Consider the following 23,002-nt stretch of genomic DNA (forward strand, 5'->3'; position numbering starts at 1 on the left):
GCCAGGATCGCCCAGCGCATCCTGGCCCTGACCGCCGCCATCTGGCACAACCGCCACACCGGCCAGCCCATCACCCGATCACTGATCGCCTACGACCACTAACCCGACTTAGGAATCACTCGTCTAGGACCCGGCCCGGCGGGCGGGCAGGACGTTGCGGTTGCGGGTCAGATGCGGCGGATCAGGCGGTGCGGAGCGAGTTCGCGGCTTTCGCCGGGTTTCAGGTAGACGACTCGGTCCGACAGTCCTGCCTGCTCGATGTGGTGGCGGAAGTCGTCCAGTGGTGAGGTGAACACGGTGTAGTCGTCGTAGTGCACCGGCACCACGGCATGTGGGTTGATCAGGTCCACCCACGACGCTCCCTGCTCGCCGTCCATGGTGACCATGACCGTGCCGAGCAGCTTGGTGCCGCCCAGGTGCACGAGGGCCAGGTCGATCTCGGGGAAGCGGCGCGGGATGGCGTCCAGCCTGCGGTCGAGCAGCGTGTCGCCGCTGATATGAAGGCGCAGCTCCACGCGTTCGTCGCGGCCGCTGAACTCGAGCATCGTCCCGATCGTGGGCGGCAGCAGGCCCTCGATCGGGCTCGGCGCGTGCTTGGCGGGCAGCGCGGTGATCTTCACGCTGCCGCCGGCACCACGCAGTTCGTGGTCCTGCCACGGGTCGAGCCCCACGCACTGGCCGAACCCGCGCCAGCGCAGCCTGCGGGCCGCGTGCTTGGTGGTGATGATCGGGGTGTCCCGGTCGAGTCCCTTGCGGGCGACCCGGTCGAAGTGGTCGCCGTGCAGGTGTGAGAGCACCACGGCGTCCACGGTCGGGAGGTCCTCCAGCTCGACGGCCGGGTTGGTACGGCGGCGGGACGTGAGCCCGTAGCCCAGATACGCCCGCTGCCCCTGGTGCAGGAAGTTCGGGTCCGTGAGCAGCGTGAAGCCGTTGAAGCGGATCAGCGTCGTGGCGTTGCCGATGAATCGGAGGCTCCCGTTCATGGCGTCACCCCGGGTGCGGTGGCCGCTGGCCCGGAGGCACGCCGCCGCCCTTGCCGCCGCCCTTGCGTCCCTTGTCGGTGCCGTGCGGATGCCCGCGCCGCTTGGCGCTACCGCCGCTCTTCGATTCGGGTACGGCCTGAGTGGACTTGGTCTCGGCCGCCGACTTGCCCGACCTGCGAAGTTCGGGCTGTTGTGGATTACTCATGGCTTTTGTCCCCCTTTGTGGCGTATCTCTGCCACCGCAGGCAGGGGGCAAACCCCATTTCCGTGACGACGCGTTTCACTTCGGTCACATTACTTGACGCTCGGTCCAATAGTTCGCAAGGCTCTCTTGTGCATCGGGGCGCGACAACCGATCCAGGAGCCTGGTTATGGCAAGAGCGCGACGTCTCGCAGCGGCTGGAGCTGTGACGGCCTTCCTCGTCGGCGGAGTGAGCCTGGCGGCCGGCATTGGCACCGCTTCGGCCGAATCGAGTGAACAGGTGCCCAAGGTCGTGTCGACCTGCCTGCTGCCGCTTCTCCCGTGCGACGAGCCGTCGGGGGGAAACTCCGGTGATTCCTGGTCGGAGGCGCCCGCGCCGCAGGATTCCTGGTCGAACGCGCCCGTACCCCACGACTCCTGGTCGCAGGCGCCCGTCCCGCAGGATTCGTGGTCGAACGCGCCCGCTCCGCAGGATTCCTGGTCGTCCGGACCCGCGGAGCCCGAGCAGCCGTGGCGGCCCGCGGACGAGGAGCAGCACAAGGTCCCCAAGGGCCACCCCGAGACCGGCGGTGGCGGGCTGCAGCCAGGCAACCCGGTGTGGCCGTTCGCCGTCGGCGGTGTCGCGCTGCTCACCGGAGCCGGTCTGACCGGGTACGCGGCCCGGCGGCGCAAGACCTCGGTCTAGCGGCAGGGAAGCGCGCGATGCCCGGCCCGAAGACGATCATGGCGGGAGCGGCCATCGTGTCCGTGGCCGGGCTGGCGCTGATCGGGCTCGGGCTGGGCGGCATCTTCGCCGGTGAGCCCGCGTCCGAGCCGGTGGCGGACGTCCGGCGGAGTGGGGCGCCCAAGGGCGCGCCCGCGCTCACCGACCCGCCGGACGTGCTGCTCGGCAAGGTCGCCAAGCCGATGAAGGCCGCCAGGCCGACGGCCGTCTACATCCCGTCCATCGGCGTGTCGGCGCCGCTCATGGAGCTGGGCCTGGACGCGGCCGGCGCCATCGAGAACCCGCCGCTCGGCTCGCCCAACCTGGCCGGCTGGTACCGCTACGGCCCCGTCCCCGGCCAGCGCGGCGCCGCGGTGATCACCGGGCACCTCGACACCAGGACCGGGCCGGCCGTGTTCGCGGCGCTCAAGAACGTCAAGCGCGGCGACCAGATCCAGGTGCTGCGCGCCGACCGCTCGGTGGCCATCTTCGTGGTCGACAGGATCGAGCACACGCCCAAGCGGAGCTTCCCGGCCAAGAAGGTCTACGCGAAGCTCTCCTATCCCGGGCTCAGGCTGGTGACCTGCGGCGGCGTGTTCGACAAGCAGGCGCACAGCTACAAGGACAACACGATCGTGTACGCGCACCTGGCCGCGCCGTACTATCCGCGGAGCTGATCACGGGTCGCGAGGCAGGCCGAGCGCGCGTTCGGCGATGATGTTGAGCTGGATCTCGGTCGTGCCGCCGCCGATCGTGAACGCGCGGGTGGTGAGGATCATCCGGCTCCAGTGGCGGTTCTCCGGAGCCAGCGACCAGCAGAACTCCGAGACGGCCTGGGCGTGCCGCATGCCGAGCAGCTTGCGCACGCTGGCCGCGGGGCCGGGATCGGTGCCGGACAACCGGGACAACGTCACGCGCAGGCCGAGCGCCGAGATGGCCTGGCCCTCCGCCCACAGCCGGCCGGCCTGCTCACGCTGCGCCTGACGCAGCCGCCCGCCGGGCCACCGGCTCGAGCCCGCGTCCAGCCACCGGTTCGAGCCCGCGTCCGGCCGCCCGTGCGAGCCCGCGTCCGGCCGTCCGTGCGAGCCCGCGTCCGGCCGCTCGCTCAACGGCCCGCTCGGCGGTTCGCTCAGGCGGGTGATGTGGTCGGCCATGTCGGTGTGCTGGGAGCCGGGGCCCCAGGAGTCGCCGAGCGCGACGCGCTCGTGCGACAGCGTGTCGCGGGCCACCCGCCAGCCGCCGTCCACCTCGCCGACCACGAGGTCGTCCGGGACGAAGACGTCGTCGAGGAAGACCTCGTTGAACACCTCGTCGCCGTTGATCTCCTTCAGCGGCTTGACCGTCACCCCGGGCGACGACATGTCGACCAGGAAGTACGTGATCCCGTCATGCTTGGATTTCTCGGGAGACGTCCGGGCCAGGCAGATGCCCCAGTGCGCGTACTGGGCGAGGGACGTCCAGATCTTTTGCCCGCTCAGCGCCCACCCGCCCTCGACCCGGGTCGCCTTCGTGCTCAGCCCGGCCAGGTCCGAGCCCGCGCCGGGCTCGCTGAACAGCTGGCACCAGACGATCTCCCCGGTGAACGTCCGCGGCAGGAACCGTTCCCGCTGCTCAGGCGTGCCGTGCGCGACGATGGACGGCACCGCCCACGCCGCGATCCCCAGGTTGGGCCGCTTGAGATCACGGAACTCCTGATGGATGATCACCTGCTCCAGCGGCGTGGCGGCCCGGCCCCACGGCTCGGGCAGGTACGGCATGATCCAGCCTTCCCTGGCGAACCGCCCCAGCCTGGCGAGCGGCTCCTCGGCCCGCAGGCTCTCGGCCTCGCGCCTGATCGACTCGCGCACGGCCGCCGCCTCGTGCGGCAGATCGGGCTCCATGGGACGGCGCGTCCCCGCCAGGGCCAGGCCGATGGTCTCCTCCGCCCACACTCCCGGGTCGCCGCTGAGCATCCGGTCGGACAGGGCGCGGCGGTAGTAGCGGTGCGCGTCGTGCTCGAAGGTGTAGCCGATGCCGCCGAGCACCTGGATCGCGTCGGCCGCGCAGCGCACCGCCGCGTCGGCCCCCAGCACCCCGGCCACCGCGACCGCCAACCGCACCTGCGCCGCCATCCCTCCGCTCCCTGGCCCGCTCCCCGGCCCGCTCCCTGGCCCATCGAAGGCTTCGGAACTGGGGGCGGCATGGGATGTGGCCGTCTCGTCCAGGGCTCTGGCGGCGTCCCAGACGGCGGCGCGGGCCTGTTCCAGCGCCACCAGCGCCGCCGCCACCCGGTGCTTGACCCCCTGGAACTGGCCGATCGGCCGGCCGAACTGTTCGCGCAGCTTGGCGTGCCCGGCGGCGGTGTCCACCGACCAGGCGGCCACCCCGCAGGCGTCCGCGCCGAGCAGCACCGCGGCGAGTTCGCGCACCGGCGCCTCGCCGAGCACCCGTTCCGCGGGGACGACGCGCGGGGCGACGCGGCACAGCGCGCGGTCGAGATCCACGCATTCGGCCGGCTCCGCGGTGACGTCGGCCCGGTCCAGCACCGCCCACGCCCCGCCGCCGACGGGCAGCAGGAACAGGTCGGCATCGGCGGACCCCAGCGCGAGAGACCCTTCAGCCGCACCGGCGTCGGGGCGCCCTCCCGAGCCGACCCGACCAGCCGCGTCGGCCACGCGCGCATCCGTCAGTTGGGCATCGGCCGCGCGCGCGTCCGTCAGGTGGGCGTCGGTCGGGTGCGCGGTCGTGAGAGCCGGGCCGATCAGGGTGATCGCCGCGGTGAGCGTCCCGTCGGCGAGGCCGCGCAGCAGGGACGGATCCCCGCCCGCGCGGCAGAGCACCGCCGAGACCAGCACGGCCGGCAGGTAGGCGCCCGAGATCCGCCGTTCGCCCAGCACCTCCAGCGCCACGCACGACTCCAGCAGTCCGTACCCCTGGCCGCCGTGTTCCTCGGGCACGTGCAGCCCGAGGATCCCCTGATCGGCCAGCGCCGCGTGATCGGCGCCCCGGCTCGCCAGCCCCCGGACGGACGCGGCCAGCGCACGGTGTTCTTCGGTCAGCCCGATACCCATGAGACCGAATCTAGAACCTTATTCGGTCGATCTCCAGGGCCCACCCGCGATTCACCCACCCCGGCACCGGCCGGGCGAGGCTCACGGAAAATGCTTCGCGGCGGCCGGTGGCGTCCTGCTACCGTCGCCGTTGTCCTTGTTGGTGACTCCTAGCCGGGCCCGCGTGCCCTCGAAAGTGGTGGGTTGATGAGCCGGCCCGCGCCCTGCGCGCCTCGCCGCCCCGTGGGCTGATCCTGCCCTGATCAAATCGATCCCCCCTGCGCGGGTTGATCCCGCTCTGCGCGGGTTGATCCCGCTCTGCGCGGGTCGATCCCGCTCCGCGGGTTGATGATCGGAAGGATCCCCCGGCTTTCCCGCACGCGCGTGCCCAGCGAGGCCGCTCGGCGCTCCTCGCTGCCCTTTTCCGGAAAATCGGCAAGGAGTTCTTTCCGTTGTCTGCCAACAACAAAGCTCAGTCCACCCTGAACACCTTCCAGTGCGTCCGCTGCGGTCTGACCGTGACCGCGACGGGCCCCGACGGCACCCGCCGCAACCACTGCCCGAGCTGCCTGCATTCGCAGCACGTGCTCGACCGGGTGGAAGGCGGCCCGTCGGACTGCCGTTCGCGGATGACCCCGATCTCGATCGCGGTGCTACGCACGGGCGACTGGATGATCATCCATCGGTGCACCCGCTGCGGCGAACTGACGTCCAACCCGATCTGCGGGGACGACAACCAGCTCATCCTCATGCGCATGGCCGTGCGGCCGCTGGCGCAGCCGCCGTTCCCGCTCGAAGCGTTCGGCGACCTGTGACCATGCCGCGCAGGAAACCCGGCCCGCGCAGGCCGCAGAGACGCAAGGAGCCCGTACGGCCGGCGGACGCGTTCCGCTGCGTCGGCTGCCGGCTCGACATCCCGGCCATGGCGCCGGGCACGGCGCACCGCAACCACTGCCCGCACTGCCTGACCAGCCTGCACGTCGACGGCCGCATCCCGGGCGACCGGCGGGCGAGCTGCCGGGGCAGGATGACGGCGCTGAGCGTCAGCGTGCGGCAGGACGGTGAGTGGCTGATCATCCACCACTGCCAGTCCTGCGGCGAGCTCAGCGCCAACCGCATCGCGGGCGACGACAACGCGCTGGCGCTGCTGCGCATCGCCATGCGCCCGCTGTCGGACGTCCAACGCCCGGTCAACGCGCTGCTGGCGCTCTGACCGGCGGAAACACTCAGGCCCCCGGCCCCCGGCCCCGCCGCTCGGCGGGTGTCCGGCGGCCGGGTGGTCCTGAGGCGCAGGCGGACACCGTCTCGTCGCCGCCGCTCCCGGAACCGGTCCACGCATCCACGAAACAGCGGCCGATCGGGTGGATACGCAGGTCGTATCCCGGACATGACCTGCGCATCTGACTATCCTCGGGACATGGCACGTGATGAACGCGGTGTGACGCCCCAGAGCGAGGACTTCTCCGCCTGGTACAACGAGCTCGTCGCCAAGGCGCAGCTCGTCGACCGGGGGCCGGCGAAGGGCACCATGGTCATCCGACCGTACGGCTACCGGCTGTGGGAACTGCTCCAGGGCGAGCTGGACCGCCGCATCAAGGACACCGGCCACGAGAACGCCTACTTCCCGCTGCTGATCCCGGAGAGCTACCTGCGCCGCGAGGCCGAGCACGTCGAGGGCTTCTCGCCGGAGCTGGCCGTGGTCACCCACGCGGGCGGCAAGGAGCTGGAGGAGCCGCTGATCGTGCGGCCGACGTCCGAGACGGTCATCGGCGAGATGATGGCCAAGTGGATCTCCTCGCACCGTGACCTGCCGCTGCTGCTCAACCAGTGGGCGAACGTGGTGCGCTGGGAGCTGCGCCCGCGCATGTTCCTGCGCACGACCGAGTTCCTCTGGCAGGAGGGCCACACCGCGCACGCCGACGAGGACGACGCGATGCGCGAGACGATGCTCGCACTCGACCTCTACACCCAGGTCGCCCGCGACATCGCGGCGATCCCGGTGGTGCCGGGCGAGAAGACGGCCGGTGAGCGGTTCGCCGGCGCGCTGCGCACGTTCACCATCGAGGGCATGATGCGCGACGGCAAGGCGCTGCAGGCCGGCACCTCCCACTACATGGGCACCAACTTCGCCAGGGCCTTCGACATCTCCTACACCTCCGGCGCCGGACGGCAGGAGCTGTGTCACACCACCTCCTGGGGCATGTCCACGCGGATGATCGGCGGCGTGATCATGACCCACGGCGACGACAAGGGGCTGGTGCTGCCGCCGCGGCTGGCGCCGTACCAGGTGGTGGTGGTGCCGATCGGGCGCGGCGAGCAGGGCGAGCGGACCCTGGCGGCGGCGCGCGGGCTGACCGGCAGGCTCAGGGAGGCCGGGATCCGGGCGCACGTCGACGACCGCGACCAGCTCTCGCCCGGCTTCCGGTTCAACGACTGGGAGTTGCGCGGCGTGCCGATCCGGCTGGAGCTGGGCCCGCGCGACCTCGACGGCGGCTGCGCGCTCATGGTCAAGCGGCTCGGCGACGACGGCAAGCAGCCGATCGCGCTCGACGCGGCCGCCACACTGCTGCCCGGCGTGCTCGACGACTTCCAGGAGTTCCTGCTGCGCCGGGCCACGGAGTTCCGCGACGCCCACACCAGGCGGGCCGACGACTGGAACTCCTTCACCGAGGCCGTCGCCACCGGCTGGGCGCTGGCGCTGCACTGCGGCGGCCCGGGCTGCGAAGACGAGATCAAGGCCAAGACCGCGGCGACCCCGCGCTGCGTCCCGCTCGACGCCGAGCCGGAGTCGGGGACGTGCCTGAGCTGCAACGCCCCCTCCGCCTACGGCAAACGGGTGATCTTCGGCCGCGCGTACTGAAGCCGACGTGGCTAGGCGTCGCCGAACTCCAGGTGGAGCGCCTGGGTGAAGTCCGACACGGCCTCCTCATGGCGCTCCAGCTCCTGCAGCACCTCGCCGCGCACCCGGTAGGCCCAGATGTAGTCGGGGTCCAGCTCGATGGCCCGGTCCAGGTCCTTCAGCGCGCCCTCGTTGTCGCCCAGCTCGCTCAGCACCGCGCCCCGGCTGCCGTGCGCGCGGTCGTTGTCGGGGTCCAGCTCGATGGCGCGGCCCAGGTCGGCGAGCGCCTCGTCGAAGCGGTCGATCATCCGGTACGCCTCCCCGCGCCTGCTGAGCCCGCGCACGTACCCGGGGTCGACGCGCAGCGCCTGGGTGTAGTCCTCGATGGCCTCGGTGTAGAGGTCGAGCCGCTGGTACAGGTCGCCCCGGGCGAGCCAGGAGTAGGCCTGCTCGCCGTTCAGCGCGATGATCTTGCTGTGCTCGTCCAGGGCCTCGTCCAGCCGGCCCAGGTCCGCCAGCGCGTCGGCCTTGGCCTCCAGGATCCACAGCGACTCGGGGGAGAGGGTCAGGGCGTGCTCGAAGTCGTCCATGGCCTCGTCGAGTCGGCCGGTGGCGGCGTAGGCCTGGCCGCGCGAGCCGAGGGCGTAGGCGCTGTCCGGCTCCAGCCGCAGCGCCTCGTCGAAGTCGTCGATCGCCGCCTCGTGGCGCTCGATCAGCCGGTGGCTCTCGCCGCGCAGGCGCCAGGCGCGGGCGTTGTCGGGCGCCAGCGCGATCGACTCGGTCAGGTCGGCGATCGCCGCGTCGTGGCGCGACAGCGCGATGTACGACTCCGCCCGGCTGCGCAGCACCGACGCGCGCGACTGCGCAGCCGCCGCCGACAACTCGACCTCAGGCGACCCGGCCTCCGCCGGCCGGTCATGATCGTTGATCCCCTCGCTCATGGAGGGAATCTATCCGACTAAATCTGGATGATGGCCGCCTTTTCCCGGGTGTACTCCAGCACCGCGTCGTGCCCGTAACCGCTGTCCTTCACGCCGCCGAACGGCAGCCCTGGCGGCATCTGGCGGAAGGTGTTCACCCAGACCGTCCCGCTGCGCAGATCGCGGACGAACCGGTGCGCGCGGCCCAGGTCGCGGGTCCACAGCCCGGCCGCCAGGCCGTAACGCGAGTCGTTGGCGATCTCCAGCGCCTGCTCGTCGGTCTCGAACGGCAGCGCCACCGCCACCGGCCCGAAGATCTCCTCCTGGCAGATCCGCAGCGAGTTGTCCGTGGCCGTGTAGAGCGTGGGGGAGACCCAGTAGCCGCCGGGCAGGCTCGGCACCACCTCGGCCCCCGACCGTCCGCCGAACACCAGCTCCGCGCCCTCCTTCTGGGCGATCTCCAGGTACGAGGTGACCCGCTCGAACTGCCCGGCCGACACGATCGGCCCCATGGTGGTGGCCAGGTCGAGCGGGTCGTCCAGCACCAGCCCGGCGCAGATCTCCTGGACGCGGCCGAGCAGGTCGTCCCAGATCGAGCGGTGGACGAGGATCCGCGACCCGGCCACGCACACCTGGCCCGCGTTGCCGGTGTAGATGGAGTTCACGGTCACGCCCTGGGCGGCGGCGTCCAGGTCGGCGTCGGGGAAGACGATGTTGGGCGACTTGCCGCCCAGCTCGAACGTCATCGGCTTGAGCGCGTCGGCCGAGGCCCTGGTGATGGCCTGGCCGGTCTCGGTGGAGCCGGTGAGGCTGATCTTGGCGACGTCCCGGTGCCTGACGAGCGCGTCGCCCACCTCCTCGCCCAGCCCGGCCACGATGTTGAGCACCCCGGGCGGGAACACCTCGGCCAGCAGCTCGCCCAGCCGCAGCACCGACGCGCTGGCCTGCTCGGCCGGCTTGACGATCACCGTGTTCCCGGCCGCCAGCGCGTACGCCGCCTTGGCGGAGAATGTGGAGATCGGCGAGTTCCACGGGATGATGCACACCGCGACCCCGTACGGCTCGCGCCTGGTCAGCCCGAGCGCGTCGGGCCCCAGGATCACGCTGTCGCCCTTGACCGCGTCCAGGCACTGGCCGGCGGCGATCCGCCACAGATGGGTCATGCCGGGCAGGTCCTTCTTGAGCGTGTCGCGCAGGATGCGCCCGTTGTCGCGGGTCTCCAGCCGCGCCAGCTCCTCGGCGTGGGCGGCGAAGATCTCCGCGACCTGGCGCAGGAAGTGCGCCCGGCCCAGCGCGGGCAGGCCGGACCAGGCGGGGAAGGCCCGCTTGGCCGCCGTCACGGCCGCCTCGGCGTCGGCCGGGCCGCTCGCCGGGATCGTCGCCCAGACCTCGCCGGTCGCGGGGTTCACCGAGTCCAGGGTCCTGCCGTCGGCCGAGGGGACGAGACGCCCGCCGACGAGGTTGCGATAGTCAGCCACGCGGCCAAGCATATGCTTGCTTGTGTAAGGCCACCAGTCACCATAAATCACGACATAATGGTCGATTGTGGCGATTGAATTGGTATGGCCGGAAAAGACGGACGAGGACGTGCTGGCCGGCGTACACCGGGTGCTGCACGCCGTCGTCGAGCTGGGCGGAGCCGTCGGCTACCTGGCGCCGCCCGCGCGCGAGTCCACCGACCCGTGGGTGGAGAGCGTGCTCGCCGCGGTCAGAGCCGGCGACGCCGCGCTCGCGCTGGCCACCGTGGACGGCACGATCGAGGCCATGGGCCTGTGGCGGCGCGACGGCGAGCCGGTCTTCCGCCACTCGGCCGACCTCGGCAAGATCATGGCCCACCCGGCGGCCCGCGGCCTCGGCCTGGGCAGGCTCGTCGTCTCCGCGCTCATCGACAGCGCCCGCCGCGCCGGGCTGGAGAACCTGCGGCTCGGCGTGCGCGGCAACAACCACGGCGCCATCGAACTGTACGAGGAACTCGGCTTCCGCGAGTGGGGCCGGCTGCCGAACTCCATCGAGGTCGGCGACGAGCGTTTCGACGACGTACGCATGTACCTGGACCTTGGCAAAGCACCGCACGTCGTGTCGCACGGCGCGGCCCCGGGCGGTCCCGGCTCTTCACCCCGACGCCGCGGTTAACCCAACAAACCGGCAAGAAGCGCATACATCCCCAGGTCGAAGGGCAAGGTCCCATCATCTGGAGGATGGTGGCGATGGCATTTCGACTGCTCGGCAAGCTCGCGTACGGCACTCGGTACAACAAGATTCCCTGGGGGCAACGGGTCTACGTACGACCCGGTGAACGGCTGGTCCGCGAGGCCCAGTGGCGGTGGCTGATCCAGCGGGCGCCGGTCGTGCCGCTGGACGACTACCAGCGGATGCGGCCGCTCGGCGAGATCGAGGAATTCCTCAGCTGCATGATGTGCGGGGAGTCCCGCCAGCAGCCCCTGTACCAGCCCACCGGCGGCAAGGGATGGCGCTACCACGTCGTCCGCTGCCCCTCCTGCGGGTTCCTCTACCGCAACCCCAACGTCCGCCCCGAGCGGCTCGGCGACCTGTACGCCACCGGCTACAGCAACTTCCTGACCGGCGAGTACGCGGCCAACCGGCAGCGCCGCTACCGCCTGACCATGGAGGCGTTCTCACCGGTCTTCGAGGACGGCACCGGACGGCGGCTGCTCGACTTCGGCTCGGGTGTCGGGCTGTTCCTCGAACTGGCCGAGCAGCGCGGCTTCGACGGCTACGGCGTGGACCTGTCCGCCGACTCCGTCGCCCAGGCCAACGAGCGGCTGACCAAGGCACGCACGTACTTCGGCGCGCCCGAGGACGTGCCGGAGATCGCCGAGGGCGGCTTCGACGTGATCACGCTCTGGTCGGTGCTGGCGCACCTGCCCCGCCCGCTGGAGGACTTCACCACGTTCCGCCGGCTGATGGCGCCCGGCGGCGTGCTGCTCATCCTGACCGTGAACGCGCGCTCGCTGCTGCTCAAGGCGTACGGGTCGAAGTGGAGCGGCTTCACCAAGAACCACCTGATGTTCTACTCGTCCAGGACCGTGCCCACCCTGCTAAAGCGCACCGGCTTCGCGGGCGTGGCCTTCGCCCCGCACTACGGCGACACGATCGAGGCGGGCACGACGCGGATGTCCGGCCGCCTGCCCGACCGGCTGCGGCGCACCGTCGAGCGCAGCGACGGCGGGAACATGATGCGCGTGCTGGCCTTCGCCGACGAGGAGGCCATCCAGCGGTGGGGCGGCTCGCTGAAGGTGCACCGGCTGCAGACGTAAGATCGGGGGCATGGAACTGGCCCCTGGAGTACGTGTCGCCGTCACCGATCGGCACGGCGGGGTCAGCGCGCCGCCGTTCGGGTCGCGCAACCTCGGCGGCCTGGTCGGCGACGACCCGGAGGCGGTGCGCGCGAACCGCGCCGGCGTGGCGGCCGAGCTGGGCGTGCGCGCGGTCGTGTTCATGCGCCAGGTGCACGGCGCCGAGATCGCGTACGTGAGCGAGCCGTTCGGCGACGACCCGCCACCGGTCGACGGCGTGTTCACCACCGAGCCGGGGCTGGCGCTGGCCTCGCTCGGCGCCGACTGCCCCGCCGTGCTGGTGGCCGACCCGCACGCCCGCCTGGTCGGCGCGGCGCACTCCGGGCGGCCCGGCACCGCGGCGGGCATCGCCACCGCACTGGTCGAGGCGATGGCCGCCAAGGGCGCCGAGCCGGGGCGCATGGTCGCGCTGATCGGCCCCGGCGCCTGCGGCCGCTGCTATGAGGTGCCCGCCGAGCTGCGCGAACAGGTTGCCTCCCGGGTGCCGGAGACCTGGTCCGACACCTCGTGGGGCACGCCCGCGCTCGACCTGCGGGCCGGGATCGAGGCGCAGCTGCGCGCGGCCGGGCTGCCCGAGGTGCGACACGACGCCCGGTGCACGATCGAGGCCGAGGAGCTGTACTCCCACCGCCGCGAGCAGCCCGGCGGCCGCTTCGCCGGCCTGATCTGGCTCACCTGAGGCGTCAGCGCGACCGGTTGAACACCAGGTTCACCAGCACGATGCCTCCCCAGACGAACAACAGCGCCGGAGTGGCCTCACCCCCGTTCACGACCACCATGACCAGGGTGAGCAGGGTGCCGAGCGAGAGGGAGACGATGGCCAGCGCCAGCCGCTGACCGTCGGTGGCCCTGCTCCGCTTGGCCAGGTCCTTGGCCGCGGACGCGGTCGCGAGCCGTTCGTCCACCCGCCGGTCGACCTCCTGCGCCATCTTGTCGAGGAACGACTCGACCAGCGCGTCCTCGAAGTCCGGGCCGAGATCTCGGCGGGCGGACACGGCGGCCTTGAGTTCATCACCGGTGCTCATATGACGAGATATAGCCGATTTTCCGGGCTAACGGGCGAGGATGTCGTCAAGATCGTACGAGACGGGCCGTTCGAGCTGCTCGTAAGTGCACGATTCGGGCGTGCGGTCGGGACGCCAGCGCCGCCACTGCGCGGTGTGCCGGAACCTGTCGCCCTCCATCTGGTCGTAGGCCACCTCGATGACCAGCTCCGGCCGCAGCGGGATGAACGACAGGTCCTTCTTGGCGTTCCACCGCGACACCGCGCCCGGCATGCGCTGCCCGCCGGTGGACGGCCCGGCCGCCGGCTGCCCCATGTTGGCCAGGCCCTGGTCGGCCCAGGCGCCCCACGGATGCTCGCCCAGCTTGGCGATGTACGGCTTGAGCTCCTCGACCAGCTCGGCCCTGCGGGCCATCGGGAACGACGCGGCCACGCCCACGTGGTGCAGCCGGCCGTCGTCGCCGTAGAGCCCGAGCAGGATCGAGCCCACGATCGGCCCGGACTTGTGCTCGCGGTAACCGGCGATCACCACGTCGGCGGTGCGCTCGTGCTTGACCTTGAACATGGTCCGCTTGTCCGGCACGTACGGCTGATCGCCAGGCTTGACCACGATGCCGTCGAGCCCGGCGCCCTCGAACGTCTCGAACCACTCGGCCGCCCGCTCTTCGCTGGTGGTGACCGGGGTGAGCCGCACCGAGCCGCCCTTCTCCGGGAAGATCGACTCGAGCCTGGCCCTGCGGTCGGCGAACGGCTGCTCCATCAGCGATTCGTCGCCCAGCGCCAGCAGGTCGAACGCGATGAACGAGGCCGGCGTCTGCTCCGACAACATCTTGACCCGCGAGGCCGCCGGATGGATGCGCTGCTGCAACGCGTCGAAGTCGAGCTGCGACCCGCGCGGCAGCACGATCTCGCCGTCGACCACGCACCGCTCGGGCAGCTCGGCCTTGACCGCCTCGACCAGCTCGGGGAAGTAGCGCGTGAACGGCCGCTCGTTCCTGCTGCCCAGGTAGACCTCGTCGCCGTCGCGGAACACGATGCAGCGGAAGCCGTCCCACTTGGGCTCGTAGAACAGCGTGCCGTCCTGCTGGGGCATCTTCTTGACGGCCTTGGCCAGCATCGGCGGCACCGGCGGCCGGACCGGCAGGTTCGGCACCGGCTCCGGCTCGGGCGCCGCGTCGGCCGGCGGGCTGATCGGGTCGCTCATGCGGTCAACTCCCTCGTGTACTTGCAGAAGAGGAAGCCCTCCTCCTCCAGCACCTGACTGAGGCGCAGCGGCACCTCGGACGGGCTGCCGTTCTGAATGCGCGCCGCGCCGCCGCCGACCAGCTTCGGGCTGATGGCCAGGCACAGCTCGTCGACCAGGCCGTCGGCCGACAACTGCGCGTTGACCCGCGGCCCGCCCTCGCACAGCACCCGGGTCAGGCCGCGCTCGTGCAGCTCGCGCACCGCCCGGACCATGTCGACGCTCTCCTCGCCGGCCACGATCAGGTCGGCCCGCTCGGCCACCGCACTGCGGCGCTCGTGCGGGGAGTCGGCGCAGGTGATGACGATCGTGCGGCTCGGGCACCGGTCGAACAGGTGGCCGTCGAGATCGAGGTCGAGGCTGCGGCTGATCACCGCGATGGGCGGCACCTCGGGCCTGCCGTCGCGCAGCCCCTCCCACGACTTGCGTGGTTTGATCACACCGTATCCCTCGGTGCGCACGGTCGCGGCCCCCGCCACGACCACGTCGGCCAGGCCGCGCAGAATCCCGAAGATCCGTTTGTCGCCCTTGCTGGACAGGTCGCCCGACCGGCCGTGCAGCCAGGCCGCGCCGTCGGCGCTGGTCACCATGTTGAGCCGCAGCCACGGTCGCCCCTCGGGGTAGGCGTAGGCGGAGGCGATGTCTGGTTCGTCCTGAATGTCGGGATAGATGCGGCGCACCTCTCTACCTTGGCATATCCGGCCGACAATCAGCCGGAGGGGCAGGGGATAGCGCTTTTGCGGTATCGAAGGACGAAACCGTAGATCTGTGCATAACGTGGCAGCAGGGAACGGGGACTACAGGGAGGCCCAGTGGGGCTGCTCAGCGTGACGACGTGGACCACCGCCGCGCTCATCGGGATCTACCTGCTCTACCTCTGGCTCTCCGGCGGCGGGCTGCGCGGCCAGGCGGCCAAGGTCACGCGCTTCCCGGTGGCGCTGATCTTCTCGCATCCGGCGCTGGCCGTGACGTCGCTGGGCTGCTGGGTGGCCCACCTGATGACCGGCAACCGGGCGCTGGCCTGGGTCGCGTTCGGCGGGCTCACGGTGGCGGCGCTGCTCGGGTTCACCATGTTCACCCGCTGGCTGGGCAGCGGCAGGCACAAGAAGGGCGCCGACGCGTTCCCGGTGCTGGCCGTGGCGCTGCACGGGGTGGCCGGCGTGGTCACGTTCGTGCTGGTGTTCCTCGGCGCCAGCGCCGCCCGCCTGTTTTGACCCTCAGGACGAGCGGGGCAGGCGCAGGACCTGGAGCGAGCGGGCGGTGACCGCGACCACCGACGAGGCCGGCCAGCGCTCGTCGGCGAAGACCTCCTCGACCGTGTCGTCGTTGGTGTTGAGCACCGGCACCCACCCGCTGCCGAACTCCTCGCCGGGCAGCGTGAACGCCATGTTCTCGTGGTGCGCGTTGATGAGCAGCAGGAACGAGTCGTCGACGATGCGCTCGCCGCGCGGCCCCGGCTCGGTGATGGCCTCGCCGTTGAGATAGACCATCAGCGACTTGGCGTAGCCGGTGTGCCAGTCTCCCGCCGTCATCTCCGCGCCGGCCGGAGTCAGCCAGACCAGGTCGCGGCCGTTGTCGGAGCGGCGGCCGTGGAAGAAGCGGCGGCGCTGGAAGACCGGGTGCTCGCGGCGCAGCTTCGACACCGCCCGGACGAACTCCAGCAGGTCGGACTCGGTGTGCAGCATCGACCAGTCGATCCAGGCCAGCTCGTTGTCCTGGCAGTAGGCGTTGTTGTTGCCGCGCTGGGTGCGGCCGAGCTCGTCGCCGTGCGAGAGCATCGGCACGCCCTGCGACAGGAACAGGGTGGCCAGGAAGTTGCGGCGCTGGCGGTGGCGCAGGGTGACGATCTCCGGATCTTCGACCGGGCCCTCCGCGCCGCAGTTCCACGAGCGGTTGTCGTTGGTGCCGTCGCGGTTGTCCTCGGCGTTGGCCTCGTTGTGCTTGTGGTCGTACGACACCAGGTCGGCGAGCGTGAAACCGTCGTGGCAGGTGACGAAGTTGATCGAGGCGACGGGACGGCGGCCGGAGGATTCGTACAGGTCGGCCGAGCCGGTCAGGCGGGAGGCGAACTCGGGCAGTGCGGAGTGCGTGCCCCGCCAGAAATCTCGGACGATGTCGCGGTATTTCCCGTTCCACTCCGTCCACAGCGGCGGGAAGTTGCCGACCTGGTAGCCGCCCGGGCCCACGTCCCACGGCTCGGCGATCAGCTTGACCTGCGAGATCACCGGGTCCTGCTGGATCAGGTCGAAGAACGCGCTCAGCCTGTCGACGTCGTGCAGCTCCCGGGCCAGCGCCGAGGCCAGGTCGAAGCGGAAGCCGTCGACGTGCATGTCGAGCACCCAGTACCGCAGGGAGTCCATGATGAGCTGCAGCGCGTGCGGCGAGCGCGCGTTCAGCGAGTTGCCGCAGCCGGTGTAGTCGAGGTAGTAACGCCGGTCGCCGTCGTGCAGCCGGTAGTAGGCCGCGTTGTCGATGCCCCTGAACCCCAGCGTGGGGCCCATGTGGTCGCCTTCGGCGGTGTGGTTGTAGACCACGTCGAGAATGACCTCGATGCCCGCCTCGTGCAGCGCCCGTACCATCGCCTTGAACTCCAGCACCTGCTCGCCGCGCGTGCCCGCGCTGGAGTAGCGGCCGTGCGGGGCCAGGTAGGCCATCGTGTTGTAGCCCCAGTAGTTGGTCAGCCCGCGGGCCACCAGGAAGTGCTCGGGCATGAAGTGGTGCACCGGCATCAGCTCGACCGCGGTCACCCCGATCGACAGCAGGTGGTCGATGATCGCCGGATGCCCGACGCCCGCGTACGTGCCGCGCAGGTCCTCCGGCACGCCGGGGTGGCGCATGGTGAGCCCGCGCACGTGCGCCTCGTAGATCACGCTCTCGTGGTACGGGATGCGCGGCGACCGGTCGTTGCCCCACTCGAAGAACGGATTGATCACCACGTTCTTCGGCATGTGCGGCGCGCTGTCGTTCATGTTGATCCGCGAAGGATCGGTGAAGAAGTAGGGGAACAGCGCCTCGTTCCAGGTCAGGTCGCCGTCGATGGCCTTCGCGTACGGGTCGAGCAGCAGCTTGGCCGGGTTGCACCGGTGCCCGTGCGACGGTTCGTACGGCCCGTGCACCCGGTAGCCGTAGCGCTGGCCCGGCATGATGCCCGGCAGATACCCATGCCAGACGAACCCGTCGACCTCGGGCAGATCGACGCGTTCCTCGGTGCCGTCGTCACGAAAAAGGCACAGCTCGACCCGCTCGGCGACCTCGGAGAACACCGAGAAGCTGGTGCCCACGCCGTCCCAGGTGCCGCCGAGTGGATAGGGTTCGCCCGGCCAGACCTCGCGCATGTGACCCAATTGTCGCACGCGAAAGCGTTCTTGCTAGAGGAGTTCGGCATTCAAGGTGATCGTGGTGCCCGCCAGTGCCTTGCTGACCGGGCAGTTGGCCTTGGCGGTCTCGGCCGCCTCCTGGAACTGCTCGGCCGTGATGCCGGGCACGTGGCCGCGCACGGTGAGCACGATGCCGGTGATGCCCTCGCCGGGCTGGAACGTCACGTCCGCGCTGGTCTGCAGGGATTCCGGCGGGGTGCCCGCGCCGGCCAGGCCGTGGGAGAGCGCCATCGAGAAGCAGGAGGAGTGCGCGGCGGCGATCAGCTCCTCCGGCGAGGTCTTGCCGTTCGCGGACTCGGCCCGCGACGGCCAGGAGACCTCGAACGTGCCGACGCCCGAGGTGTCGAGCGACACCGTGCCCGAGCCGTCGAGCAGGGCGCCCTTCCACTGGGTGGTCGCGGTGCGGGTGGTGGCCATGTGTGTGCTCCCTCCGTGATGCACTACCGACCTTATCGCGCGCATCACAAAGTCTCGGCGGTTGGTCATCCGCCTCAACATTTCCGGCGAATAGTGACATGCTCGGGTCGCGGCGCACCCGCCGCCTTGGTCCGGATCACTGGGAGTGTGGTGCCAGTGGAGGCACCGTACGACGACCGCCTGCTGCACCAGCGCGTGGTCGGCGGCGACGAGGCCGCGCTGGGGGAGATCTACGATCGGCTGTCCGCGCTGATCTTCGGTCTTGCGCTGCGCGTCACCAGGGACCGTGTGATCGCCGAGGACATCACGCAGGAGGTGTTCCTGGTCTTCTGGGAACGTCCACTGGCCTACGACCCCGACCGCGGCACGCTGCGCGCCTGGCTGGCCACGATCGCGCACCGCCGCGCGGTCGACCACGTCAGGGCCGAGGAGCGCCGCCGCGTCTCCTCGATCGGGCCCAGGCTCTTCGAGCGCGACCCGCCGAGGCTGGAGGAGACGGTGCTCGCCGCCGACGAGGCGAAACGGGTCCGCCAGGCGGTCACGGCCCTGCCGGAGGGCTTACGCCAGGCGGTCGAACTGGCCTATTTCGGGGGACGTACCTATCGTCAGGTAGGCGAGGAACTGGGCGTGCCCGAGGGCACGGCCAAATCGCGCATCCGGCTGGCACTACGGCGCCTGGCGGACGCGCTGGCGGAGGAAGAGGTCTGATGGAGCCCGTCGAGCGTCTCTACCTGGACGCGCTGATGGAGGACCCGGCGGTGCCCGCCGGGTCCCTGCGGCCCCAGCTCCTGGCCGGGGCCCGGGCCAGACGCAGGCCCGCCGCCCCCACCGCGACCTGGGCCGAGCCGTACGCGGGCCGGGTGGCCGCCATGGACGCCCTGCTGGCCTCCGCCATGGACGACGACTGGTCGCGGACCATCGTCGAAGGCTGGACGCTGCAGGAACTCGTCGCCCACCTGGCCGCCAAGGACGGGCTCATCGCCGCCGCCGTCGGCGCCCCCGTCCTCGGCCCGCCGCTGGCGGCGATCGACTCGGCCGGGCGCACGCGAGACGTCCAGGCCTACGAGCGGGAGCGCAGCCCCGAGCAGACCCGCAGGGACTGGCGCGCCCAGGCCGACGCGCTCTGCCGCCACCTGGCCGCGCTCGACCCCGGCACGCTCGCCACCCTGGACGGCATGGAGGTCGCGATCAGCGACCACATGCTGGCCAGGTGCCTGGAGACCTGGGTGCACACCGACGACGCCGCCAAGGTGGCGCACGTCCGGCTGCCGCACCCGGTGCCCCAGCACATCCACCCGACGGCCGACCTGTGCGCGCGGCTGCTGCCGTGGACGATGCTGTTCTCCGGCCTCGACGGCTCGGGCCGCACGATCCTGCTCACGCTGACCGGCCCGGGCGGCGGGGAGTGGCGCATGCCGCTGGGCATCTCCGACGCGGCCCCCGGCGAGCCCGAGGCCCACATCACCGCCGACGTGGTGGACTTCTGCTTCCTGCTCGGCGGCAGAAGGCGCCCGGGCGGCCCGGACGGCATCGCCGTCGAGATCGCCGGCGACCAGGCCCTGGCCCACGACGTCATCGCCACCGCCCCCGCCCTCTCGGGCCCGTAGTCGTCGATGCTCGTTCTGCTGCGGCTGCTCCGGGCGGCGATGGCGGTCATCGTGCTGGCCTGCGGCTTGTCCGGCTCCACCGTGCCCAGGCCACTGCCCAGGCTGCCGGAGGCCGGGGAGACGTGGCCGCTCTTCCAGGTCCCGGCAGTGATCGAGGGGTTCGGCGCGGCGACCCCCGTCGCCGCGCTCGGCGACCGCGAGGTCCTGATGCGGACCGGCAAGGCGATGCTGATCTACGACCGCCGCACCGCCCGGCACCGCGTCCTGGCCAGGGCGCCCAGGGGAGAGCGGTTCACCGGGCCGATGAAGGCGGTCGTCCTGCCCGGCGAGATCGTCTGGATCAACGGCTCCGACGTGCCGACCTCCCTGTGGCGGGCGCCTCGCGCCGGCGGCCCCGCCCGGCGCGTGCTCGACCGGTTCCCCAGCGAGGACCTGGTCGCCGGGATGGCGGTCGAGGCAGGCACGGTGGTGTGGTGGGGATACCACGGCCCGGCCTACGAGCTTCCGCCGGCGGGTGGCGAGCCGCGACTCGTCCGGCCCGCGGGGTTCGGCTCCGTCAGCCGCTGGCCCTGGGCGCACGACCGCCACGGCGACGTCGTCAACCTCCGCACCGGCGAGAAGCGTGACATGGCGGGGGGCGGCCTGCGGGATTGGCGTCACTGCGGCCCCGAGTGGTGCGTGGGCGGCAGCCCGGACGACACGGAGGCCGAAGTGGTGGTGCAGCGCCTGGACGGCTCCGGCCGGCGGCGCGTGCACGGCAAGATCATGCCGGACGGAGTCTTCGCGGGCGAGCGGTACGGGGTGTTCGACGCGCCCGAATGGGCCCGCGACGAGAAGATGATCGACCAGGGCAGATCGGGCGACGTCTGGGGGGACGCGGTGGTGGTCCACGACCGCTGCACCGGGAAGACCGGCCTGATCGACCCTCCCGAGCTGACGGAGCCGGACGAGGCGCCGGTGAACCCGGCCGGACTCGGCTACCCGAGCCTGATCCGCGGCGGAGGCGACGCGGCGGGCCTGCTCATGTACTGGCCGTGGATGAGGGACCGGTACACGGTGCTCGCCCTGCCCGCGCCGTCCGCCACGGAACCCTGCCAGGACGACGGGCGGGTCAGCAGGCTCAGGCGATGAACGAGAACCAGGCCGGGAGCGGGTCGCGGCGTTCCCGCCACGCCTCGGGCGGGCCGCCGAGTATGCCGCCGACGATCGCCGCCGTCGTGTCCATGTCGCCGCCCACCGCCACGCACGAGCGCACCGCCCGCTCGTAGTCGCCCCGGTGCCTGGCGGCCAGCCACAGCGTGAACGGGACCGTGTCCTGGGCGGTGATGCGCGAGCCGTTGCCGAGCCGCCGCGCCGCCTCGTGCGGGTCGTCCGTCTGCAGGCTCCTGGCCAGCTCGACGCCGCGCCGCAGGTAGCCGGGCCGCAGGTGGTCGAGGACGGCCTCGAACAGGTCGCCTTCGTCACCGGCGGCGACGTGCGCGGCCGCCACGGCCACCGCCACCGCGCCCGCGACCCCCTCCGGGTGCGCGTGCGTCACCTCCGCCGACCGCGCTGCCTCGGCCGCCGCCCGCGCCGGGTCGCCCGCGAAGTACGCGCCCAGCGGCGCGACCCGCATGGCCGCGCCGTTGCCGTAGGAGCCGTTGCCGCCGAAGCCCTCGGTGGTCGCCTTGGCCCACGGCACGCCGTCCCTGACCTTCATCAGCAGCGCGAACGCCCCGGCGCCGTAGCCCCGCCGGCGATCGAGCCTGGCGGCGAAGTCGGCGGCCAGGGCGTCCTGGTCGACGTGGTCGCGGCGGATCAGCAGCTCCGTGACCGAGCAGGCCATCTCGGTGTCGTCGGACCAGGGCCAGTCGCCGGGCGGCACCCCGGTCCACGGGTCGAGACCCCGGTTGGACAGCAGGAAGTACTGGTCGCCGAAGGCGTCGGCGACGGACAGCCCGGTCAGCGAGGCGAGCGCCCGCTCGGCACGAGTGGTATCCATGCCGACATGGTGGCCCCGGCGGCTACTCGGTGACCAGGTTCCTGGCGTAGTCGTCGTCGCTCTCCGCCAGCACCCGCTCGGCGCCCTGGGCGGCCCGCTCGTCGCCGCGCGCCCGCAGCCCGCGGGTGGCCTCGGCGACCGTGCGCAGGTCGGCGTCGCCGAGCCGGGCGGCCAGGGCCTCGCGGATCTGCGGGGTGTCGGCCGACAGCCCGGCCAGGCCGGAGGTGGCCCAGTCGCGGACCTCGGTGTCGTCGTCGCCGGTCATCTCCACCAGCAGGGCCAGCCCCTCGGCGTGGTCCGGCGGCAGGACGTCGGCCAGCGCGATCGCGTCGGTCATCGTGCGCTTGTGCCCGGGACGGCCGAGGATGTCGAGCACCTGCGGCAGCGCGCGCGGGTCGCCCTGGTGCCCCAGCGCGGCCAGGACCGAGCGCAGCACCTGCGGGTTGCCCTCGGTGGTGGCCATCTTCTGCAGCAGCGGCAGCGTGCGCTCCAGGTACGGCTTCCCGTCCTCGGTGACGCCGAACTGGGCGATCGCGTCGACGCCGAACTCGCGCTCCCTGGCGTCCTCGCTCAGGCACAGCCTGGCCAGCGCCTCGTACGTCTCGTCATCGGCCCGCCTGCCCAGCGTGTCGGCGACGATCCACCAGGTCTCGGCGTCCTCGTCGGTGTCGCGGTGCGCCAGGGCGCGCGCCACGAGCTGGTCGACCGGCGTGTACACCCCGGCCGCGTCCTCCAGCAGGGTCGCGATGGCCGCGTGGCCGCGCTGGGCCTGCACCTGCTCGCTCTGCTCGCCGTCGGCCGACCGGCCGGCCACGGTGACCAGCTCGGTGCCGTCCTTGGCGTACTGGCGGGCGACCACGTACTCCCAGCCCTCCTGCTCGATCTGGTCGAGCAGCGCGCTCTCCAGGTGCACGCCCACCCAGTCGACCGCGATGTCGAGCGGCGAGTCGCCGTCGCCGTCGTACTTCTCGTGGTCGGCGCCCGACGTCAGCAGCACCTGGACGACGCCGAGCGCGCCCCGGCGGGCGGCCAGGCTCAGCGGGGTGTCGCCGTCGTCGTTGGCGGTGTCGAGCCCGGCCCCGGCCTCGATCAGCACGGTCGCGGTCTCGGCGTGCCCGTTGGCGGCGGCCCAGAGCAGCGCGGTCCAGCCGCCGTTCTCCCGGCCGTCGACGTCGGCGCCGGCGGCGAGCAGCGCCGCGGCCACCTCGGCCCGGTCCCAGGCGGCGGCCGCGCACAGCGGCAGCCCCTCGTCCTCGCCCGCGCTGAGTGCGTTGGGGTCGGCGCCGGCGGCGAGCAGCTTGCCCACGGTCTCGGAATCGCCGTTCAACGCCGCGCGGTAGAGCTGTTCCTCATGCATGACAGGGACCCTAGCTTGATCCGG

The 23,002-nt window shown here is 71.7% G+C and carries 24 protein-coding genes and 1 pseudogene; 13 read left to right on the top strand and 12 right to left on the bottom strand.

Annotated features, from left to right (window positions below):
- A pseudogene (locus HII36_RS59455) lies at nucleotides 1–102 on the top strand (IS982 family transposase); the annotation flags it as partial.
- A gap of 65 nt (nucleotides 103–167) precedes the next feature.
- On the opposite strand, the gene HII36_RS01300 reads toward HII36_RS59455, so the two are convergent.
- A complete protein-coding gene (locus HII36_RS01300) occupies nucleotides 168–983 on the bottom strand; it encodes an MBL fold metallo-hydrolase (RefSeq protein ID WP_173521151.1) in 816 nt (271 codons plus the stop codon).
- 4 nt (nucleotides 984–987) lie between these two features.
- Nucleotides 988–1,188, bottom strand: a complete 201-nt coding sequence (locus tag HII36_RS01305) for a hypothetical protein (RefSeq protein WP_173521152.1) — start codon at nucleotides 1,186–1,188, stop codon at nucleotides 988–990.
- Nucleotides 1,189–1,390: 202 nt separating this feature from the next.
- Here HII36_RS01305 and HII36_RS01310 point away from each other — a divergent pair, with 202 nt between their 5' ends.
- Complete coding sequence (locus HII36_RS01310) at nucleotides 1,391–1,870, top strand: hypothetical protein (protein ID WP_173521153.1); 480 nt, start codon at nucleotides 1,391–1,393, stop codon at nucleotides 1,868–1,870.
- 17 nt (nucleotides 1,871–1,887) lie between these two features.
- Entirely contained in the window at nucleotides 1,888–2,565 is a 678-nt protein-coding gene (locus HII36_RS01315) for a class F sortase (protein WP_173521154.1), read from the top strand.
- Here the strand turns inward: HII36_RS01315 and HII36_RS01320 are convergent, their stop codons facing one another.
- Nucleotides 2,566–4,938, bottom strand: coding sequence for an acyl-CoA dehydrogenase (locus HII36_RS01320; protein ID WP_173521155.1), 2,373 nt, complete (start codon nucleotides 4,936–4,938; stop codon nucleotides 2,566–2,568).
- Between the two features lie 431 nt (nucleotides 4,939–5,369).
- Between HII36_RS01320 and HII36_RS01325 the strand changes: the two genes are divergently transcribed.
- From HII36_RS01325 to proS, 3 genes are all read left to right on the top strand, one after another.
- Entirely contained in the window at nucleotides 5,370–5,732 is a 363-nt protein-coding gene (locus HII36_RS01325) for an RNHCP domain-containing protein (RefSeq protein ID WP_173521156.1), read from the top strand.
- 2 nt (nucleotides 5,733–5,734) lie between these two features.
- Nucleotides 5,735–6,130, top strand: a complete 396-nt coding sequence (locus HII36_RS01330; protein WP_173521157.1) for an RNHCP domain-containing protein — start codon at nucleotides 5,735–5,737, stop codon at nucleotides 6,128–6,130.
- Nucleotides 6,131–6,334: 204 nt separating this feature from the next.
- Nucleotides 6,335–7,777 carry a proline--tRNA ligase gene (gene proS / locus HII36_RS01335; protein WP_173521158.1) on the top strand — a complete coding sequence of 481 codons (1,443 nt, stop codon included), beginning with the start codon at nucleotides 6,335–6,337 and terminating at the stop codon, nucleotides 7,775–7,777.
- Nucleotides 7,778–7,788: 11 nt separating this feature from the next.
- Here proS and HII36_RS01340 read toward each other — a convergent pair whose 3' ends face one another.
- Both HII36_RS01340 and HII36_RS01345 read right to left on the bottom strand, forming a co-directional pair.
- Nucleotides 7,789–8,697 (bottom strand): tetratricopeptide repeat protein, encoded by a 909-nt coding sequence (locus HII36_RS01340; RefSeq protein ID WP_173521159.1) that lies wholly within the window; start codon nucleotides 8,695–8,697, stop codon nucleotides 7,789–7,791.
- 17 nt (nucleotides 8,698–8,714) lie between these two features.
- The gene (locus HII36_RS01345) at nucleotides 8,715–10,154 is read right to left on the bottom strand and encodes an aldehyde dehydrogenase family protein (protein ID WP_173521160.1); all 1,440 of its coding nucleotides are present in this window, start codon (nucleotides 10,152–10,154) and stop codon (nucleotides 8,715–8,717) included.
- A 67-nt stretch (nucleotides 10,155–10,221) separates the two neighbouring features.
- On the opposite strand from HII36_RS01345, the gene HII36_RS01350 reads away from it, so the two are divergent.
- The 3 genes from HII36_RS01350 (at nucleotide 10,222) to pgeF (ending at nucleotide 12,672) form a co-directional block, all read left to right on the top strand.
- The gene (locus HII36_RS01350; protein ID WP_173521161.1) at nucleotides 10,222–10,809 is read left to right on the top strand and encodes a GNAT family N-acetyltransferase; all 588 of its coding nucleotides are present in this window, start codon (nucleotides 10,222–10,224) and stop codon (nucleotides 10,807–10,809) included.
- Nucleotides 10,810–10,883: 74 nt separating this feature from the next.
- On the top strand, nucleotides 10,884–11,954 hold the full coding sequence (locus tag HII36_RS01355; protein ID WP_173521162.1) for a class I SAM-dependent methyltransferase: 1,071 nt from the start codon (nucleotides 10,884–10,886) through the stop codon (nucleotides 11,952–11,954).
- Nucleotides 11,955–11,964: 10 nt separating this feature from the next.
- Nucleotides 11,965–12,672, top strand: a complete 708-nt coding sequence (pgeF, locus tag HII36_RS01360) for a peptidoglycan editing factor PgeF (RefSeq protein ID WP_173521163.1) — start codon at nucleotides 11,965–11,967, stop codon at nucleotides 12,670–12,672.
- Between the two features lie 4 nt (nucleotides 12,673–12,676).
- On the opposite strand, the gene HII36_RS01365 is transcribed toward pgeF, so the two are convergent.
- Genes HII36_RS01365 through HII36_RS01375 form a run of 3 tightly spaced genes read right to left on the bottom strand, consistent with a single transcriptional unit; the run spans nucleotide 12,677 to nucleotide 14,919 of the window.
- Nucleotides 12,677–13,018, bottom strand: a complete 342-nt coding sequence (locus tag HII36_RS01365; RefSeq protein ID WP_173521164.1) for a hypothetical protein — start codon at nucleotides 13,016–13,018, stop codon at nucleotides 12,677–12,679.
- Between the two features lie 27 nt (nucleotides 13,019–13,045).
- Entirely contained in the window at nucleotides 13,046–14,200 is a 1,155-nt protein-coding gene (locus HII36_RS01370) for an ATP-dependent DNA ligase (RefSeq protein ID WP_173521165.1), read from the bottom strand.
- On the bottom strand, nucleotides 14,197–14,919 hold the full coding sequence (locus tag HII36_RS01375; protein WP_173521166.1) for a pyrimidine reductase family protein: 723 nt from the start codon (nucleotides 14,917–14,919) through the stop codon (nucleotides 14,197–14,199). Before HII36_RS01375 ends, HII36_RS01370 begins: the two co-directional genes overlap by 4 nt.
- A gap of 132 nt (nucleotides 14,920–15,051) precedes the next feature.
- On the opposite strand from HII36_RS01375, the gene HII36_RS01380 reads away from it, so the two are divergent.
- Nucleotides 15,052–15,453: a hypothetical protein gene (locus HII36_RS01380; protein WP_173521167.1), complete on the top strand. Its 402-nt coding sequence runs from the start codon at nucleotides 15,052–15,054 to the stop codon at nucleotides 15,451–15,453.
- A gap of 3 nt (nucleotides 15,454–15,456) precedes the next feature.
- Here the strand turns inward: HII36_RS01380 and glgX are convergent, their stop codons facing one another.
- Both glgX and HII36_RS01390 read right to left on the bottom strand, forming a co-directional pair.
- Nucleotides 15,457–17,574 (bottom strand): glycogen debranching protein GlgX, encoded by a 2,118-nt coding sequence (gene glgX, locus HII36_RS01385; protein ID WP_173521168.1) that lies wholly within the window; start codon nucleotides 17,572–17,574, stop codon nucleotides 15,457–15,459.
- A 33-nt stretch (nucleotides 17,575–17,607) separates the two neighbouring features.
- Entirely contained in the window at nucleotides 17,608–18,033 is a 426-nt protein-coding gene (locus tag HII36_RS01390; protein WP_173521169.1) for an OsmC family protein, read from the bottom strand.
- Between the two features lie 150 nt (nucleotides 18,034–18,183).
- Here HII36_RS01390 and HII36_RS01395 point away from each other — a divergent pair, with 150 nt between their 5' ends.
- The 3 genes from HII36_RS01395 to HII36_RS01405 are packed head-to-tail and all read left to right on the top strand — an operon-like array spanning nucleotide 18,184 to nucleotide 20,771.
- On the top strand, nucleotides 18,184–18,741 hold the full coding sequence (locus HII36_RS01395) for a sigma-70 family RNA polymerase sigma factor (RefSeq protein ID WP_217369034.1): 558 nt from the start codon (nucleotides 18,184–18,186) through the stop codon (nucleotides 18,739–18,741).
- Entirely contained in the window at nucleotides 18,741–19,640 is a 900-nt protein-coding gene (locus tag HII36_RS01400) for a maleylpyruvate isomerase family mycothiol-dependent enzyme (protein ID WP_173521170.1), read from the top strand. Before HII36_RS01395 ends, HII36_RS01400 begins: the two co-directional genes overlap by 1 nt.
- 6 nt (nucleotides 19,641–19,646) lie before the next feature.
- Nucleotides 19,647–20,771: a P-loop NTPase family protein gene (locus HII36_RS01405; RefSeq protein ID WP_173521171.1), complete on the top strand. Its 1,125-nt coding sequence runs from the start codon at nucleotides 19,647–19,649 to the stop codon at nucleotides 20,769–20,771.
- Here the strand turns inward: HII36_RS01405 and HII36_RS01410 are convergent.
- On the bottom strand, nucleotides 20,761–21,621 hold the full coding sequence (locus HII36_RS01410; RefSeq protein ID WP_173521172.1) for an ADP-ribosylglycohydrolase family protein: 861 nt from the start codon (nucleotides 21,619–21,621) through the stop codon (nucleotides 20,761–20,763). The two genes, HII36_RS01405 and HII36_RS01410, sit on opposite strands and share 11 nt — an antisense overlap.
- A 22-nt stretch (nucleotides 21,622–21,643) precedes the next feature.
- Nucleotides 21,644–22,978: an ankyrin repeat domain-containing protein gene (locus HII36_RS01415; protein ID WP_236003068.1), complete on the bottom strand. Its 1,335-nt coding sequence runs from the start codon at nucleotides 22,976–22,978 to the stop codon at nucleotides 21,644–21,646.
- Nucleotides 22,979–23,002 lie beyond the last annotated feature (24 nt).

The organism is Nonomuraea antri (assembly GCF_013283785.1).
GTDB lineage: Bacteria > Actinomycetota > Actinomycetes > Streptosporangiales > Streptosporangiaceae > Nonomuraea > Nonomuraea antri.